At 55.7% G+C, this 14,417-nt stretch carries 17 protein-coding genes; 10 read left to right on the plus strand and 7 right to left on the minus strand.

The features are described 5' to 3' along the window. The 10 genes from atpB (at position 1) to EF096_RS02580 (ending at position 8,907) form a co-directional block, all read left to right on the plus strand. Positions 1 to 873: a F0F1 ATP synthase subunit A gene (gene atpB / locus EF096_RS02535; protein ID WP_123888047.1), complete on the plus strand. Its 873-nt coding sequence runs from the start codon at positions 1 to 3 to the stop codon at positions 871 to 873. A gap of 68 nt (positions 874 to 941) precedes the next feature. Further along, on the plus strand, positions 942 to 1,196 hold the full coding sequence (gene atpE, locus EF096_RS02540; protein ID WP_123888048.1) for a F0F1 ATP synthase subunit C: 255 nt from the start codon (positions 942 to 944) through the stop codon (positions 1,194 to 1,196). A gap of 65 nt (positions 1,197 to 1,261) precedes the next feature. Then, entirely contained in the window at positions 1,262 to 1,732 is a 471-nt protein-coding gene (locus tag EF096_RS02545) for a F0F1 ATP synthase subunit B (protein WP_123888049.1), read from the plus strand. 11 nt (positions 1,733 to 1,743) lie between these two features. Further along, the gene (locus EF096_RS02550) at positions 1,744 to 2,280 is read left to right on the plus strand and encodes a F0F1 ATP synthase subunit delta (protein WP_123888050.1); all 537 of its coding nucleotides are present in this window, start codon (positions 1,744 to 1,746) and stop codon (positions 2,278 to 2,280) included. Between the two features lie 29 nt (positions 2,281 to 2,309). Further along, the gene (atpA, locus tag EF096_RS02555; protein WP_123888051.1) at positions 2,310 to 3,854 is read left to right on the plus strand and encodes a F0F1 ATP synthase subunit alpha; all 1,545 of its coding nucleotides are present in this window, start codon (positions 2,310 to 2,312) and stop codon (positions 3,852 to 3,854) included. Between the two features lie 75 nt (positions 3,855 to 3,929). Continuing rightward, positions 3,930 to 4,793: a F0F1 ATP synthase subunit gamma gene (atpG, locus tag EF096_RS02560; protein ID WP_123888052.1), complete on the plus strand. Its 864-nt coding sequence runs from the start codon at positions 3,930 to 3,932 to the stop codon at positions 4,791 to 4,793. Between the two features lie 50 nt (positions 4,794 to 4,843). Further along, positions 4,844 to 6,220, plus strand: a complete 1,377-nt coding sequence (gene atpD, locus EF096_RS02565) for a F0F1 ATP synthase subunit beta (RefSeq protein WP_123888053.1) — start codon at positions 4,844 to 4,846, stop codon at positions 6,218 to 6,220. A 42-nt stretch (positions 6,221 to 6,262) separates the two neighbouring features. Continuing rightward, the gene (locus tag EF096_RS02570) at positions 6,263 to 6,706 is read left to right on the plus strand and encodes a F0F1 ATP synthase subunit epsilon (protein WP_123888054.1); all 444 of its coding nucleotides are present in this window, start codon (positions 6,263 to 6,265) and stop codon (positions 6,704 to 6,706) included. 262 nt (positions 6,707 to 6,968) lie between these two features. Next, positions 6,969 to 8,330 (plus strand): bifunctional UDP-N-acetylglucosamine diphosphorylase/glucosamine-1-phosphate N-acetyltransferase GlmU, encoded by a 1,362-nt coding sequence (gene glmU, locus EF096_RS02575; RefSeq protein ID WP_123888055.1) that lies wholly within the window; start codon positions 6,969 to 6,971, stop codon positions 8,328 to 8,330. A 151-nt stretch (positions 8,331 to 8,481) separates the two neighbouring features. Beyond that, complete coding sequence (locus EF096_RS02580) at positions 8,482 to 8,907, plus strand: DUF192 domain-containing protein (protein WP_158611228.1); 426 nt, start codon at positions 8,482 to 8,484, stop codon at positions 8,905 to 8,907. Positions 8,908 to 8,916: 9 nt separating this feature from the next. Here EF096_RS02580 and EF096_RS02585 read toward each other — a convergent pair whose 3' ends face one another. The 7 genes from EF096_RS02585 to EF096_RS02615 all read right to left on the minus strand — a co-directional run bounded on the left by EF096_RS02585 (position 8,917) and on the right by EF096_RS02615 (position 14,370). Next, positions 8,917 to 9,291 (minus strand): NADH:ubiquinone oxidoreductase, encoded by a 375-nt coding sequence (locus tag EF096_RS02585; RefSeq protein WP_123888057.1) that lies wholly within the window; start codon positions 9,289 to 9,291, stop codon positions 8,917 to 8,919. Positions 9,292 to 9,323: 32 nt separating this feature from the next. Then, entirely contained in the window at positions 9,324 to 10,289 is a 966-nt protein-coding gene (locus EF096_RS02590) for a CobW family GTP-binding protein (protein ID WP_123888058.1), read from the minus strand. An 86-nt stretch (positions 10,290 to 10,375) separates the two neighbouring features. Next, the gene (locus tag EF096_RS02595) at positions 10,376 to 10,753 is read right to left on the minus strand and encodes a DUF3301 domain-containing protein (protein WP_123888059.1); all 378 of its coding nucleotides are present in this window, start codon (positions 10,751 to 10,753) and stop codon (positions 10,376 to 10,378) included. A gap of 54 nt (positions 10,754 to 10,807) precedes the next feature. Further along, on the minus strand, positions 10,808 to 11,995 hold the full coding sequence (locus EF096_RS02600; protein WP_218567533.1) for a GGDEF domain-containing protein: 1,188 nt from the start codon (positions 11,993 to 11,995) through the stop codon (positions 10,808 to 10,810). Between the two features lie 75 nt (positions 11,996 to 12,070). Further along, a complete protein-coding gene (gene tsaA, locus EF096_RS02605; protein ID WP_123888061.1) occupies positions 12,071 to 12,775 on the minus strand; it encodes a tRNA (N6-threonylcarbamoyladenosine(37)-N6)-methyltransferase TrmO in 705 nt (234 codons plus the stop codon). Position 12,776: 1 nt separating this feature from the next. Then, positions 12,777 to 13,709, minus strand: coding sequence for an alpha/beta fold hydrolase (locus EF096_RS02610; RefSeq protein ID WP_123888062.1), 933 nt, complete (start codon positions 13,707 to 13,709; stop codon positions 12,777 to 12,779). A gap of 118 nt (positions 13,710 to 13,827) precedes the next feature. After that, complete coding sequence (locus EF096_RS02615) at positions 13,828 to 14,370, minus strand: DUF3299 domain-containing protein (protein WP_456239102.1); 543 nt, start codon at positions 14,368 to 14,370, stop codon at positions 13,828 to 13,830. Positions 14,371 to 14,417: the final 47 nt, after the last annotated feature.

Here is a 14,417-nt window from a genome sequence, read left to right on the forward strand (position 1 = left end):
ATGGCAGGCACCGCATCAGAGTACATCAAGCATCACCTTCAGAATCTGACCTATGGGAAGCTCCCGGCTGGCTATGAGCGTGCCGATGGCACTGTTCTATCGGACGCCACCTGGACCATCGCTCACGGCGGACAGGAAGCATCCGATATGGGCTTCATGGCGATCCATTTGGATACCATGGGCTGGTCCATTTTCCTTGGTGGTTTGTTCATTTTTCTCTTCCGCATGGCGGCCCGCAAGGCAACGTCCGACACCCCCGGTGGTTTGCAGAACTTCGTTGAAATGATGGTCGAGTTTGTCGATCAGAGCGTCAAAGAAACCTTCCACGGCCGCAACAAGGTCATCGCACCCTTGGCACTGACGATTTTCTGCTGGGTGTTCCTGATGAACCTGATGGATTTGATCCCGGTCGACTTCATTCCCCAGTTGTTCCATCTGGCGGGGGTTGAGTACATGAAAGCGGTGCCGACGACCGACGTGAATGCCACGCTGGGTATGTCGTTGTCCGTCTTTGCACTGATTATCTTTTACAGCATCAAGGTCAAGGGGGTTGGCGGTTTCCTTGGCGAACTGACCTTGCACCCTTTCTCTTCCAGCAACATCTTCCTCAAGGTGCTGCTGATTCCGGTCAACCTGCTGCTGGAAGGCGTTAGCCTGCTGGCCAAGCCGGTCTCTCTCGCCCTGCGTCTGTTCGGTAACCTGTACGCCGGTGAGCTGATCTTCATCCTGATCGCCCTCTTGCCCTTCTGGGCGCAGTGGGCACTGTCAGTGCCATGGGCTATTTTCCACATTCTGATTATCACGTTGCAGGCGTTCATCTTCATGATGCTGACCATCGTGTATCTGAGTATGGCGCACGAAGACAGCCACTGAGTTGGCCAAACGATTTAGTTTTAACCGAAAACCCACAACTTGAAATTAACTGAAACTGGGAGCTTTAAATGGAAACTGTAGTTGGAATGACCGCGATCGCTGTAGCACTGCTGATTGGCCTGGGCGCACTGGGTACTGCAATTGGCTTTGGTATCCTCGGTGGTAAATTCCTGGAAGGCGCCGCGCGTCAGCCAGAAATGATCCCCATGCTGCAGGTCAAAATGTTTATCGTCGCTGGTCTGCTTGATGCCGTAACCATGATCGGTGTTGGTATCGCTCTGTTCTTCACCTTTGCCAACCCCTTCCTTGCCCAAGTTGCTTAAGGTGGTCGCCGGCAACGGCGACTCCGACTTGATGGTATTGAATACGATAGGCAAGAGGTGAAGACGTGAACATTAATTTGACGATACTGGGTCAAGCTATCGCGTTCTTCATCTTCGTGGTGTTCTGTATGAAGTATGTATGGCCTCCGGTCATCACTGCTTTGCAGGAACGCCAGAAGAAGATCGCGGATGGTCTTGCAGCCTCTGATCGGGCGGCCAAGGATCTGGAGCTGACGCAAGAAAAGTCGGCCCAGGAATTGCGTCAGGCCAAAGAGCAGGCAGCAGCACTGATTGAGCAGGCCAACAAGCGTGCCAACCAGATTGTTGAAGCCTCCAAAGAGGATGCTCGCAAGGAAGGTCAGAAGATTCTGGATCAGGCTCAGGCGGAAATCGAGCAACAGCGGGTCAAGGCCAGAGATGCTCTGCGCACCGAGATCGCTGCTATCGCCATCGCTGGTGCCGAGAAAATTCTGGAAACTTCTGTCGATGCTGAGAAGCACGGCGACATGCTGAACAAGCTGGTAGCCGAACTCTAAGCGAGGTCATCATGGCAGAACTGATTACGCTGGCCCGTCCCTACGCCAAAGCGGCATTTGAGCGGGCTAAAGCCCAACAAGCGCTGGCAGAGTGGGCTGAGTTGCTGACCGCCGCCGGTCAAGTGGTGGCTGATGCGGCAACTCGACAGCTGCTGACCAATCCGGGTATGGCCGAACAGAAGAAAGCGGAGTTTATCCTTGAGTGCACCGGTAAAACGGCAAGCGAGGAACAACACAACTTTCTGATGATTCTGGCGGAAAACCACAGGCTTGCCCTGTTTCCCGAGATTGCAACGCTTTTCAACAGCTTCCGAGCTGATCTTGAGCGCACCATCGACATCAATGTGAGCTCGCCGTTCGAGCTGACTGACGCACAGCAGCAGAAGCTCGCCCAGGCCCTGTCAAAGAAACTCGATCGCAATGTACAGATCGAGACGACACTGGACACATCATTGATTGGTGGATTGGTTGTTCGCACCGGCGACTTGGTTATCGACGCCTCTGTACGCGGAAAGCTGACCAAACTGGCCGAGTCATTGGGCTCCTGATTTCAGCATAAGGTTTTGAGGATAAAGGCATGCAACAACTGAATCCATCAGAGATCAGTGACATCATCAAGAAGCGTATCGAGCAGCTCGATATCTCTTCTCAGGCACGTAACGAAGGTACGATTCTTTCCGTATCTGACGGTATTGTGCGGATTCACGGTCTCGCCGATGTTATGTACGGGGAAATGCTTGAATTCCCTGAAGGCGTTTACGGTATGGCACTTAACCTGGAGCAAGACTCCGTAGGTGCCGTGATTTTGGGTGATTACCTGAATCTGGCCGAAGGTATGACCGTCAAGTGTACCGGTCGCATCCTGGAAGTTCCGGTAGGTCCGGAGCTGCTGGGCCGTGTGGTTAACACACTGGGCGCACCAATTGACGGTAAGGGCGAAATCAACGCCCAGGAAACTGACGCAGTTGAAAAGGTTGCACCTGGTGTGATCTGGCGTAAGTCAGTTGATCAGCCGATCCAGACTGGTTACAAGGCGGTTGACGCCATGGTGCCGGTTGGTCGTGGTCAGCGTGAGCTGATCATCGGTGACCGTCAGACGGGTAAAACCGCGATGGCCGTCGACGCGATCATCAACCAGAAAGGCTCTGGCGTTAAGTGTGTTTATGTTGCCGTTGGTCAGAAGCAGTCGACTATCGCCAACGTAGTACGCAAGCTGGAAGAGCACGATGCCATGGCTCACACCATCATCGTTGCCGCTTCTGCCTCCGATCCGGCTTCCCTGCAGTTCCTGGCGCCTTACGCCGGCTGCACCATGGGTGAGTATTTCCGTGATCGCGGCGAAGACGCTCTGATCATTTATGACGATCTGTCCAAGCAGGCTGTTGCCTACCGCCAGATCTCCCTGCTGCTGCGTCGTCCACCAGGCCGTGAAGCCTATCCTGGTGACGTGTTCTATCTCCACAGCCGTCTGCTGGAGCGCGCATCACGCGTTTCCGAAGAGTGGGTCGAGAAGTTCACTAACGGTGCAGTAACTGGCAAGACCGGTTCCCTGACGGCGCTGCCGATCATCGAAACGCAGGCCGGTGACGTGTCTGCATTCGTACCGACCAACGTGATCTCGATCACCGACGGTCAGATCTTCCTGGAATCCAACCTGTTCAACTCCGGCGTTCGTCCGGCGGTTAACGCGGGTGTATCGGTATCCCGGGTAGGTGGTGCAGCACAGACCAAGATCATCAAGAAGCTGTCTGGCGGTATTCGTACTGCGCTGGCTCAGTTCCGCGAGCTGGCTGCTTTCGCCCAGTTTGCCTCCGATCTGGATGAAGCGACCCGCAAACAGCTCGAGCACGGTCAACGTGTTACCGAACTGATGAAGCAGGACCAGTACGCGCCTATGTCTGTCGCAGAAATGGGCATCAGCCTGTTCGCTGCCGAGAAAGGCTTCCTGGCCGATGTAGAGCAGGCCAAGATCGGTGCTTTCGAGAAAGCCATGATCGCCTACTTCAAGTCTGAGCACGCCGAGCTGTTGGCGAAAATCAACGAGAAGGGCGATTACAACGACGATATCGAAGCCAGCATCAAGTCTGGCATCGAGAAGTTCAAGGCAACCCAAAGCTGGTAAGCCGAAGGCGGGATGTAGCGATGCTGCATCCCGCATCGTGCGATCCGGCCAAGGGCAAACCTGGAAAGGTGTGACATGGCAGGCGCAAAAGAGATTCGCGGTAAAATCGCGAGCATTAAAAGTACGCAGAAGATTACCAGCGCCATGGAAAAGGTGGCTGTCAGCAAAATGCGCAGAGCACAACAGCGCATGGCTGAAAGCCGTCCCTACGCTGAGCGTATCCAGCAGGTGATTGGTCATCTGGCCAACGCCAACCCGGAGTATCGCCATCCGTTCATGCAAGAGCGTGAAGTCAAGCGGGTGGGTTACATCGTGGTGAGCACGGATCGTGGTCTCTGCGGTGGTCTGAACACTAACCTGTTCAAGGCCCTGGTCAACAGCATGAAAGAGTGGCGTGACCGCAACGTTGAAACCGAGCTCTGTGTGATCGGTAGCAAAGGCGCTTCGTTCTTTCGCAGCTACGGCGGAAACGTTGTCGCGGCCATCAGCAACCTTGGCGAGAAGCCTGCGTTGAATGATCTGATTGGTAGCGTCAAGGTGATGCTGGATGGCTATAACGAAGGTCGCATCGACCGTCTGTACCTGGTCTCAAACGGCTTCGTCAACACGATGGTTCAGCAACCCAAGGTGGAACAAATGATTCCGCTGGTGGCCTCCGATGACGAGGGTGCACAAAAGGGGACCTGGGACTATCTTTACGAGCCCGATGCCCGGGAACTGCTGGATGGCCTGCTGGTTCGTTATATCGAATCCCAGACCTACCAGGCAGTGGTCGAAAACAACGCCTGTGAGCAAGCCGCGCGTATGATCGCAATGAAGAACGCGACCGACAACGCCGGTGAGATCATCGACAGTCTGCAGCTTATTTATAACAAAGCTCGTCAGTCAGCGATCACTCAGGAAATTTCGGAAATCGTCGGCGGCGCCGCCGCGGTTTGACGCGACCCGGTAAAACGGGAACGGTTTCAACCATTTAGAGGAACCAACAAATGAGTAGCGGACGTATCGTTCAAATCATCGGCGCCGTCATCGACGTGGAATTCCCACGCGAAGACGTGCCGAAGGTGTATGACGCGCTGCACGTGACTGACAAGGGCCTGACCCTGGAAGTCCAGCAGCAACTGGGTGATGGCATCGTACGTACCATCGCCATGGGTACTACCGAAGGTGTTAAGCGCGGTCTGACCGTCTCTAACACCGGTGCCAACATTTCCGTGCCGGTTGGGGTCAAGACCCTGGGCCGTATCATGGACGTGCTGGGTAACCCGATCGACGAAGCTGGCCCGATTGGCGAAGAAGAGCGCTGGGGTATCCACCGCCCGGCTCCTAGCTACGACGAGCAAGCTGGCTCTAACGAACTGCTGGAAACCGGTATTAAGGTTATCGACCTTATCTGCCCGTTTGCCAAAGGCGGTAAAGTAGGTCTGTTCGGCGGTGCGGGTGTTGGTAAGACCGTTAACATGATGGAGCTGATCCGTAACATCGCCATCGAGCACAGCGGTTATTCCGTATTTGCCGGTGTGGGTGAGCGTACTCGTGAAGGTAACGACTTCTATCACGAGATGAAGGACTCCAACGTACTGGACAAGGTAGCCCTGGTTTACGGTCAGATGAACGAGCCGCCGGGTAACCGTCTGCGCGTTGCATTGACTGGTCTGACCATGGCCGAGAAGTTCCGTGACGAAGGTCGTGACGTACTGTTGTTCATCGACAACATCTACCGTTACACCCTGGCCGGTACCGAAGTATCCGCACTGCTGGGCCGTATGCCTTCTGCAGTAGGTTACCAGCCTACCCTGGCTGAAGAGATGGGCGTTCTGCAGGAGCGTATTACCTCTACCAAGACTGGCTCGATCACCTCGATCCAGGCGGTATACGTACCTGCCGATGACTTGACTGACCCGTCTCCGGCTACCACCTTCGCTCACCTTGACGCGACCGTGGTACTGTCCCGTGATATCGCTTCTCTGGGTATCTACCCTGCGGTTGACCCGCTGGATTCCACTTCTCGTCAGCTGGATCCGCTGGTTATCGGTCAGGAGCACTACGACTGTGCCCGTGGTGTACAGTATGTTCTGCAGCGCTACAAAGAGCTGAAGGACATCATCGCGATTCTGGGTATGGACGAACTGTCCGAAGAAGACAAGCAACTGGTAGCCCGGGCTCGTAAGATCCAGCGCTTCCTGTCGCAGCCGTTCTTCGTTGCCGAAGTCTTCACTGGTGCACCTGGCAAGTACGTGTCTCTGAAAGACACTATCCGTGCCTTCCAGGGCATCCTCAATGGTGAGTTTGACCACATGCCGGAACAGGCGTTCTACATGGTCGGCACCATCGACGAAGCAATCGAGAAAGCGAAGAAAATGTAATGGGTGCGTCCCCGCGAGGGGACGCAAAACCGAGGCAAAACAATGGCTATGACAGTGCACTGCGATATCGTAAGCGCGGAAGAAGAGCTGTTTTCAGGCCTGGTTGAGCGCGTGATAGCACACGGTAACCTGGGTGATCTGGGCATTATGCCCGGCCACGCACCGCTGCTAACCGACCTCAAGCCAGGCCCCGTTCGGGTGATCAAACAGGATGGTAGCGAGGAGGTGTTTTACATCTCTGGCGGCTTCCTGGAAGTACAGCCCAGCGTGGTCAAAGTGCTCGCCGACACAGCGGTACGTGCCGGTGACATTGACGAAGCAGCTGCTCTGGAAGCAAAGAAAGCCGCAGAAGCGGCTCTCAACGAGAAGGGTGCCGAGTTCGATTACGGTTCGGCTTCTGCTCGTCTTGCCGAAGCGGCAGCGCAACTGCGCACCGTGCAGGAACTTCGCAAGAAATACGGTGGACCAGCGAGCAACAATCGCTGAGTTTTCCAACAATAAAAAAGGCAGCTTCGGCTGCCTTTTTTATTGCCCTCAAGCCTCAAGCCTCAAGCCTCAAGCCTCAAGCTGAAAGCTGAAAGCTGAAAGCTAGAAGCCCACCCAAAGTTCAAATAGAGCTTGACTGGTCAAACCCGGCCGCCATCCTGTTAACGCTTGCAGCTTGCAGCTTGCAGCTTGCAGCTTGCAGCTTGCAGCTTGCACTTTTGCTATCATCCACGGAAGTTTCCCGTCACTACAGGACGTTTTAATGAATCTGCACGTTGTCATCCTCGCTGCCGGTCAAGGCACACGCATGCGCTCTTCCTTACCCAAGGTCCTCCATCCGGTTGCCGGTAAGCCGATGCTGGGGCACGTGATTGATTGCGCCCGTGCGCTCTCTCCAGAGCGTATTCATGTCGTTATTGGGCATGGCGCGGAACAGGTACAGCAGCAGCTTGATGCAGCGGATCTGAACTGGGTAATGCAGCATGAACAGCTGGGTACCGGGCATGCGGTAGCCCAGGCGCTGCCGGATACTGCTGGAGCAGAGCAGATTCTTGTCCTTTACGGCGATGTACCCTTGTTACAGGTTGCGACGCTGGAGCACCTCAGCCGTCAGGCTGGTGCACAGGCGCTGGGCTTGCTTACAGTCAATATGCAGGACCCGACCGGGTATGGCCGCATCGTGCGTGACGCTGCCGAGCGTGTGATGGCGATTGTCGAACAGAAGGATGCCAGCCCGGAACAGTTGCTGATCAACGAAGGCAATACCGGCATCATGGCGCTGCCGGGTGGTCGCGCTGCAGCATGGCTCGGCAGCCTGTCGAATCAGAATGCGCAGGGTGAGTATTATCTTACCGATGTAGTGGCGCTAGCGGTGGCCGAGGCGGTTCCGGTTGAGGTCGCGCAGCCGACGAGCGAGCAGGAGGTGATGGGTGCCAACAATCGGGTTCAGCTCGCGGTGTTGGAGCGCGAATATCAGGCGCGTCAGGCGCTACGCCTGATGACAGCGGGTGTCACCTTGGCTGATCCGGCGCGGGTGGATGTGCGCGGTGAATTGGTCGTTGGGCGTGACATCAGTGTGGACATCAATGTGGTATTCGAAGGCAAGGTAAGTATTGCTGATAACGTGATCATTGAGGCGAACTGCGTTATCCGCGACTCTGTGATCGCTGCTGGAAGCCATATCAAGGCATTCAGCCACCTTGAGCAGGCACAGGTAGGGGAAGATTGTGAAGTCGGCCCATACGCGCGCCTGCGCCCAGGTACTTGCCTTGCCCGTGGGGCCAAAATCGGTAATTTTGTGGAAACCAAGAAAGCGAATATCGGCGAAGGCTCAAAGGTTAACCACTTGTCTTACATTGGCGACGCCGAGGTCGGTAGCAACGTTAACATCGGCGCTGGGACCATTACCTGCAACTATGATGGCGTAAATAAGCACAAAACCCGTATCGAAGACGCTGCATTTATTGGCACCAACAGCGCCTTGGTTGCGCCGGTAACCGTGGGTGCGAGGTCAACGACTGCGGCTGGCTCAACTATCACGATGGATGTCCCAGCTGACAGTTTGGCCGTCAGCCGTGCGCGCCAGCGCAACATCAGTGGCTGGAAGCGCCCCCAGAAAAAATGAGCGCGCCTGCTCGGCTCAACCTCGGCGTGGGTAGGGCGCGCCCGCTTTGCGGTTCAGCGTGTTCAAGCGGGCATCATGCGTAAGTAAGCACCGGCAGAGGGCCGTTCTTAACCTAGGAAAGTCTATGAAAATCAGATGCTTGATTGCAGTTATGGCATGTTCTTGGGCGGTGAGCGTAACCGCTGAACCGCTTGAGCAAACCCTGATGTTAGGTTCGGAGTCTTTCACCTTTGATGTTGCTGCTGACCCGGAGACTCGTCGACAAGGCCTGATGGGCCGTGAGCTAGCGGATAACACCGGCATGCTGTTCGACTTTCCGGTGGGTACACGTCCGGCTATCTGGATGCACAATATGCAGATCAGCCTGGATTTGCTGTTTGTCAGTGCCAGTGGCCGCATTGAGCACATCTTCCCCGAGGTTCCTCCTTGTGCACAGATGCCCTGCAGCATTTACCAGGCTGCTGAGCCGCTACGCTATGTTCTGGAGGTTCCAGCAGGAACGGTCGGGGCTATGGGCCTAAAGCAGGGCCAGACGCTGGATATGAGCGGTCTGCCAGCCTCGCCGCCGGCTAACTAACCCGGCGGCCTACTCCGGATTTTGCGCTGGTGATTGCCAGGCTCCCTTGCTGACTTTTTCGCAGTAGGCCTTTAACACGGGAGCGTCATTTGGGTCGCTGTAATAAAAAATCGACTGCTGATAACCCACGCCGTCAGTGTGCGACCCTGCACAGATACCATAAGCTTCCGCCGGGCATTCATCGACCATGGTGATCTCGAAGCTTCTGTCCGGGATTTGCGGGTGACAAAAGTTGTCAGCGAACAAATGCTGAGGAATGGTCATATTCTGCTGACACATGCGAATGGGTACTTTTTGATCAGTGGACACGATCAGGCAGGCTTGTGCCCAAGCGTGCGTAGTGCTGAGTAAACACATCAGTGGGATAAACAAAAAACGGGTCATGTTGGCCTGCGCATCAAGGCAAAGGGGCTAGATTACTGGCTCAGAGCAACCTGTCGCAAGCTATGTTCCAAGACGTTGGCGTTATCCACATCGGCGACAATCAGTTCTATGCGGTTGTCCTGCCGCCAAGGACTGTCCTGCCAGGCAGGCTTGGTATCGGGCAACAGATTAAACGCTTTCCAGCCCTGATCTGTATTTACGATGCCCTTGGCACGTTGCCACTGGCTACTGGTAAGCCAGTGCTCTAGCTGGGTTAGGCTGAAACGCTGTGTTGGTGACATACGCCAGCCCAGGGAGTAGGGCGCTCGTTGCAACTGGTGTGACCTGATCCAGTTCGTGTTCTCTAGCCAAAGTGTTGGTAACTCGGTTGCTGCTGTTGCCTCTGGTACGCGAGCGGTGGCCAGCTCTGTTTCTGCCTGTGGCAGGTGCTGCCAGTCAAGGTAGCCCTGACGGGTAAAGCGCAGCTGCTGTGTACTAAATCGTTGTTGCAAGGCTTCTGCGGCGTGGCTGCTCAGCTTATCCGCTTTATTGCATACGACCAGACTCGCCAGGGGTAAGGCTTGTTGTTGGCTGTCAGCTAAGGGGGCGCCAGATGCTAGCGCTGCCCCGTCCACTACCATCACCAGCGGCTGCAATGCCAGAACGCCGACCCAGGGCGACTGCCCTAGCTGCTCAAGCAGTTTTGCCGGATGGCCCAGGCCTGAGGCCTCTATGAACAGCCGATCAGGTTTTGCCTTGCGCAATAGCCGTCCCAGGCCGACCTGAAAGGGTAGGCCATTCACACAGCACAGGCAGCCGCCTGGTATCTCACTGAGACTAATGCCATCTGTCTGCTCGCTGGTGAGTAGGGCAAGATCCAAGCCTATTTGCCCAAACTCATTGATCAGGATCGCCCAGTGCTCGCGCTCTGGCTTTTGTCGCATCAGGCTCATCAGCAGGGAGGTTTTGCCTGCACCTAGAGGACCCGCTAGCAAGTGGGTAGGGATTTGGCTCAGCATGACAGGCGCGAATGCGCTGGAGGCAAGGGTTCCACGTGGAACAAAGGGTGTCCGATAAAATTTATAAGCATTTGATTAATATAGATTTAATGCATTCTATGCAGCGTGGCTGTAGGTTGTTCTTTGGCTTGCTGGTCTGAATCCCCACCCGGGAAAGGATGCGGCGCCATTTCGAGATGCAGCAGTTGCTGACCATGCAAATCTATATAGCCATCGTAGCGATGCTCACCTGTGACGGTGAACTCGAATGCATAGCGACGAACCAGACCGGGTCGGCCGCGTCGATTGCGCGCGATCCTCATGCCGGTAAGGGCAATACTATCGTCCAGCAGCTGTACGTCGCTGCGTTGGCAATGATTGCGCACCAAACGCATGGCCTGATCGCGTAGACCCAAATTGCGTAAAAGCCACCAGCCGATCAGCAGAAGCAGCATCAGCAAGGCAACATGACCTAGATTGAACACCGCTAGGGACCTCGTAGTAAAAAATGGCTGTTTGAGTATGCCACGTAACCAATGTTACGGGTTTGGTGACCAGAGCTTTATCCGGTTTCTTCCGCCCGCTTTTGCCGCATAGAGCGCCTGGTCGGCCCGTTTAAGCAGGCTGTCGGGGGTATCATTGGGCTCTAGTTCTGCCAGGCCACCACTGAAGCGCAGTTGATAGACTTGCTCCTGGTAGTGCTGAGGCTGGCCACATATCCCATCATGCAGGCGCTGCAGCACAGCCTGGGCTTCAGTTGCGGTGGTTTGCGGCATCAACAAGACAAACTCTTCACCACCAAAGCGGGCAAACACATCAGTAGCGCGGGCGTGTTCATGACAGTGCCAGGCAAATTGCTGTAACGCATGGTCGCCACCCAGATGACCCAAGCTATCGTTGAGCCTCTTGAAGTGGTCCAGATCAAGCATAGCCAGGCATAGCGCGGTTTTATAACGTTGGGCGCGAGCCATTTCTTGCAGTAAATGTTCATGAAAGGCACGCCGGTTAAGTACGCAGGTGAGCGAGTCTCGGGTGGCGAGTTCTTGCAGCTGATCGGCCAGTTGTTGGCTGCGCGCTAGTACGCGCTGTGTGGTCATCAAGGTGCAACCGATAAAGCCCATGACCAAGGCAGGGATCGCAAAGTTATATGGCAGCAGGTAGCTGAACGATTCATAGGGCTGGATATAGGGTTGATCGTGCCACCAGTCGTGGTAGCCAAGGTAGCCACGAAGTAGGGTTACGACAGAATAAATAGTCAGGCTGACACCGACCAATAGCCGGGCTGGCCTGGTTTGCGCGTCATGCTGGTAGCGTAGCAGCAGCCAGATAGCCTGCGCGGGTAGAAGTCCGGCAATGGTCGAGTACACCCCCATAAGGAAATCCGAGTTGCCGTCGAATAGCCAGTAATGAGTGTTAACCAGTGACATCAGACCCGCACTGACCGGGACTGTCCACCAGGGCAGCGGACGCCCCAGAAAGCGAAAAATGCCGAGTAAAAACAAGGCCTCGCCAGCCAGTTGAGCGGCATTACCAAGAACGTTGAGCACGGGGTTGTGGCTGATGATAAAGCCGATGAACAAGGCAATGCCGCCAATTAACGACCAGCTTCCTGCCATCCAGAAACCGGGGCCCCGTTCGGTTGGCACCATAACGCGCAATGCTGTTGCGCTGATGGCGATAGCCAGCAACAGACATATACCCAGCAACATTGGAGAAAAGTACAACACACCCATAATCGAGCCGCGTCCCGTTTGGCCTGTCGCCCGGAGTATATATGCTAAAGCCGGATTTGTGACGCAAGCTTAATCGGGTAGGTTTACCTGCTGGATGTCGATAACCCGAATACAGTCGGCCGCCGGGTAATGCCAGCGCACATTCAGATCCCAGAAGCGGCCGCCATATTCTCGTGAAGGCTCGGGCTGTTGGTAAGCCGGTTTTGGATCCTGCGCCAGGCATTGCTCGATCAGGCCTCTCAAGTCCGTGCGCAAACGCTCGCCGTGCTCATCGGCTTGCGTTAAGGCCAGCGCTGACCATTCCACCAAAATAGGTGCGGGCGGTGCCGGGGCCAGGTCGTTACGGGCTTCAGGTAGCGCGTCGGCATAGGGCACGTAGGGCTTGATATCCAGTACCGGCGTGCCATCCAGCAGGTCGATGCCGGACAGCAGCAGCTTGCCGTCAACGATGCCTTCGAGTTTGACCACGGACTGCCCCAGTGGGTTGGGTCTGTGCGTTGCTCGGCTGGCGAACACCCCGATGCGCTGGTTGCCGCCCAAGCGTGGTGGCCTGACGCGCAGGTGTTTTGGACCGCTGTCGGCAGCATGAAAGACAAATAACAGCCAAAGGTGACTGACGTGCTCCAGACCGACCAGCGCCTCGGGCTGATTATAGGGTGGGAACAACTCCAGGATACCGGTGGCAGCGGGCGCCAGTTGGGGCTGGCGCGGAATGGCGAATTTCTCACTGAAGCATGAATGCACCACCCCGATGGGCTCCAGGGTGTAACTCATATCAAACGGCCGGCAGCGGTGGAATGCTGTCTGGCCGGTCCGCTGTGATCAGGTGGCTACAGCCTTCTACCTCAATGATCTGTAAGTTTTCTGCCTGCTGCGCGCTCTGACGCATCGCGGCGGCGTCGAGCACCAGATCCTTGGACGGTACCAGAATGGCGCCGAATTTGACGTGCTGATAAATGTCAGTGCCGGTGTTTTCCATCCAGTCCGCCAGATCTTTCATATTGGTCACGAAGGTGTTTCCGTAGCGGGGATTGAACGGTAACGCCATGATCAGCTCACGTTTGCGCGGGTTATCCAGCGGGCCAAAAATCTTGGCATTGGCAGGGCTGATAGGTTGTTGTTGCCAGGCGAACAGATAGAAGGGGGCAAACCAGCGCGCAATAGACGGTACCGGCTTGTAGGGCTTACCTTGCGGCAGCACCGGCGCTTCGAGTATTACTTCAACGCGCTCGAATAAATCTGGACGCTGACGCGCGGCTTCCAGGGTGACCGCACCGCCACGCGAATGGCCATGTACTCGCACCTGGGTACCGGTCGCAAGGTGCTCCAGTGCCTGGTTCAGCACTGCTGCGTCGTAGGCAATGGTGCCGGGGCGCTGGCTTGGAACCTTTATCCAGTCAGCTGTGCTGAAGCGTGGCTGGTTGATCGGCAAATGATAGTCCGCGCTGGTCAGCATGATTAGCTGAATATTGGGGTCGGCATAGTGCTCGGTGAAATAGAGAAAGTTTTCTACAAACCCATGCATCACGATCACACTGCCGCCGGGGGCATCGTCACGGCTGCGGGCTATTACCGCTGAACCGACCTGAAAAAGCTCGACGGGCAAGTCGACAGCCTGCTTCTGGGGCGATTCACGGCGCAGAAGCCAGCGACGCAGGCTGGTTACAATGAGTAGCACCAGCCCTATCAGGCCAATTAGAAATTGCATTGATCCAACTCCAGTGAAAATGATGACATTTCGACAGCATAGCGGATTGGCTCCATACGCAGGGCCACCCGGCTGGGCGATTGTATACGACTGCTTTTTAAGGCGGGTTGTTCATGCCTCAAGGGCCGTCGTAGAGACCTACCTGGTCGGCATCCAGTTCATAGCTGGCATCGGCTAACTGGTTGCTGGTTTGCGATACTCGTAATACCCCCTCTATCCACAGCGGTTGGTAGATATCGCTGAGATCCATGCCGGCGGGGTAGTTCACCAGAATGATCTGGTTCGGCGGCGGCGGTGGAACGTGAATACAGGCACCGGCGTAAGGGACCAGAAAAAACTGGGTGTAGCGGCCATTGGCATCGCTTTCGATCGGCACTGGATAACCGCCGATTTTGATCTGCTGTTGATCCATCTCGGCGACTACCGTAGTGGAGTACATGACCGCGGGGAGTTTGTTGTCTTCCTGTCGCAGGCTTGTGGTGAAGTCGCCGTTGGCGTCAGGTCCGTTACCATTGCCGTGATCGAGTTCGGGCATGTCCAGCATGGCCTGGTAGTCCTCGGCGGGCAGCAGGTCGAGCCAGTCGACCTCTTTGGGTTCCGCGCAGACCAGCAGCGGGGCAGTGAGCATAGTCAGCAGCAGTAAAGCACGGCAGAGCATCATCGGGGCAGATCCAGAAAAGGAGAAAAAGGTCAGACAAGGGCGTGGGC

Origin of the sequence: Pseudomonas neustonica (assembly GCF_003797945.1) — a bacterium.
In the GTDB taxonomy this organism is placed as follows: Bacteria; Pseudomonadota; Gammaproteobacteria; order Pseudomonadales; family Pseudomonadaceae; genus Halopseudomonas; species Halopseudomonas neustonica.

Bases quoted from the DNA above. Each gene is read 5' to 3' on its own strand.
- atpG (WP_123888052.1), top strand. From the start codon at position 3,930: ATGGCAGGCGCAAAAGAGATTCGCGGTAAAATCGCGAGCATTAAAAGT.
- EF096_RS02590 (WP_123888058.1), bottom strand. From the start codon at position 10,289: ATGCTGAGCCAAATCCCTACCCACTTGCTAGCGGGTCCTCTAGGTGCA.
- EF096_RS02585 (WP_123888057.1), bottom strand. From the start codon at position 9,291: ATGACCCGTTTTTTGTTTATCCCACTGATGTGTTTACTCAGCACTACG.
- EF096_RS02580 (WP_158611228.1), top strand. From the start codon at position 8,482: ATGGCATGTTCTTGGGCGGTGAGCGTAACCGCTGAACCGCTTGAGCAA.
- EF096_RS02615 (WP_456239102.1), bottom strand. From the start codon at position 14,370: ATGATGCTCTGCCGTGCTTTACTGCTGCTGACTATGCTCACTGCCCCG.
- EF096_RS02550 (WP_123888050.1), top strand. From the start codon at position 1,744: ATGGCAGAACTGATTACGCTGGCCCGTCCCTACGCCAAAGCGGCATTT.
- atpB (WP_123888047.1), top strand. From the start codon at position 1: ATGGCAGGCACCGCATCAGAGTACATCAAGCATCACCTTCAGAATCTG.
- tsaA (WP_123888061.1), bottom strand. From the start codon at position 12,775: ATGAGTTACACCCTGGAGCCCATCGGGGTGGTGCATTCATGCTTCAGT.
- atpE (WP_123888048.1), top strand. From the start codon at position 942: ATGGAAACTGTAGTTGGAATGACCGCGATCGCTGTAGCACTGCTGATT.
- glmU (WP_123888055.1), top strand. From the start codon at position 6,969: ATGAATCTGCACGTTGTCATCCTCGCTGCCGGTCAAGGCACACGCATG.
- atpA (WP_123888051.1), top strand. From the start codon at position 2,310: ATGCAACAACTGAATCCATCAGAGATCAGTGACATCATCAAGAAGCGT.
- atpD (WP_123888053.1), top strand. From the start codon at position 4,844: ATGAGTAGCGGACGTATCGTTCAAATCATCGGCGCCGTCATCGACGTG.
- EF096_RS02570 (WP_123888054.1), top strand. From the start codon at position 6,263: ATGGCTATGACAGTGCACTGCGATATCGTAAGCGCGGAAGAAGAGCTG.
- EF096_RS02610 (WP_123888062.1), bottom strand. From the start codon at position 13,709: ATGCAATTTCTAATTGGCCTGATAGGGCTGGTGCTACTCATTGTAACC.